1 protein-coding gene and 1 pseudogene are annotated in these 1828 nt (G+C 44.5%); both read right to left on the minus strand.

Annotated elements, in window-relative coordinates:
- A partial coding sequence (locus tag ULO1_RS14945) for a hypothetical protein (RefSeq protein WP_200806946.1) occupies positions 1–1625 on the minus strand: 1625 nt, incomplete at its 3' end.
- Positions 1622–1828 (minus strand): annotated as a pseudogene (locus ULO1_RS15015) (phage portal protein); the annotation flags it as partial. The pseudogene ULO1_RS15015 and the gene ULO1_RS14945, both read right to left, overlap by 4 nt.

Consider the following 1828-nt stretch of genomic DNA (forward strand, 5'->3'; position numbering starts at 1 on the left):
AACCTTTTTATAAAATCAAATAATTTCCTATCCTTTTTCTTAAGCAATTCGGGATGTAAGGCGAATATTCTATAACCTTCCGCAAAGTATTCACCAAGGCATTTTGTATTGAACTGTGGTACACTTTTACTAAATATGACCCATCCCTCTCCATCAATATCTTCAGGATAAACTCTTGCCTGATACGGAGAAATAAACTTATTAATATCTGAACGTCTCAAAATATAAATTTTTTCTGTAAAATCTTCAGTTTCCAAAATGTCAATCCCAACTTGCGGTGAAATCTCAAAAACTGGTACGCCATCTTCAAGAACGTCAATAAACTCTTTATTGTGGTACAAATCCAATATAGTTTCTACCGCATGACCTACTTCATGGACAATCTCCCCCAGCTCCGGTTTCCTCCCAACCATGATAATCTTATTTTGCCGGTCAAATTTTGAGACCTCATGTCCAGTCTGTATTAAAATGCCTTCCCGCTTTAATAACTCTCTATGTTTGTCGGGTATTAAAGTTAAATCCCTTTCTATCTGCGCTCTATCCTCTGTATCGTCATAATTTATGTCATGTTTCTCAACCTTCAAAAAGGCAGGCCGTTGAATGGTCACATTGTTATTTTTGCTGCCTTTCCCTTTATAAATTTTATTATACCACTCTTCCAGTTGCTGGTCACTACTTGGATCATCCCGCCACCGCTTTAAACGTTCTACAAATACCTCCGGATCCTCATGAACCGGAATTGCAATGCAGAGGCATTGCGGATGAAATGGATACACCGGTTCATCTCCTGGGGGATAAACTCCAGGTCCTAATCCGTTCTCTTGATTTGTGATTGAATCACATATATCTGTTACCGGATGCGATTTGCTCAGAATGTATTTCATCCCTTTATAACTTGGGCTAACTCTTGCTGCTGCCAATGTTCCTTCCCCGAAAGCTGCTGTTGTTTCGGTCCGGGCCAAGCGCAGAGCTTCATAGCAGATATCCTTCGGTACACGTCCTTTCATCCGCTCCGTCATATTAGGATAATCCCGGGCTATCGTCTGCGCACCTTGCCGGACGTACTGCTGAAGCATCCGTGCAGTTTTGATTGCATCCTGGCCAGTGGCAACGGCCTCCTGGATCAGGTCCCGCATAGTAGCCCGGAACTTTTCGGACTTCTCCCATATCCTGTCTGAGAGAAATAAGCCATTCTTCGTCCTAGCCCAGCATGCCTCCACCGCCTGGCGGTTCACTGTGGCAAATAAAGTTTGAAGGCCGGGATAGATACTACCAGCCTTTTTAAAAAGATCCATCGTAACCGCCTGGCTATAGCCTGCCCCAGCGTTAACAGCTTCCTCGATATAATTTTCCATTACCTTTGTGAGATTTCCGCTAAGTCTTTCTGCTTCCATTCTCAGTGCGGCTTCCAGTTCCTCAAGCTGCCGCTTACGGATATAGCTGGACGGCGTTTTTAAGGCCAGCCTCCGTAATTCTCTGGCCACCCTGTCCGCAGCCCGAACATAAAGACCCCGAATTTCGGGGTCTTGCCTAAGCCTTAATTCGATATACTTTTTCCTGGCTTCCAGTGCCCATTTTCGGTATTCACCAGCAGCATCTTTGATTTCCTCTATCTCACGGCTCATTCATTCTCGAGCTCCCTTTCAATTTCTTCTGCCTGCTGTTCTAATCCTTCTCCATCCTCTAACCGTCGCCTCATTATCCAAGATTTTATAATGCGTTCACGTTCGCCGGGCAGCTCTGGATCATCGGTTACGTAATCTCGCATAGTCTCCACGTACTGCTTCAATAGATCCACAGCTGCTTCTAGGCTGATAAATCCACCCTG

It is taken from the genome of Carboxydocella sp. ULO1 (genome assembly GCF_002049255.1).
Taxonomy (GTDB): domain Bacteria; phylum Bacillota.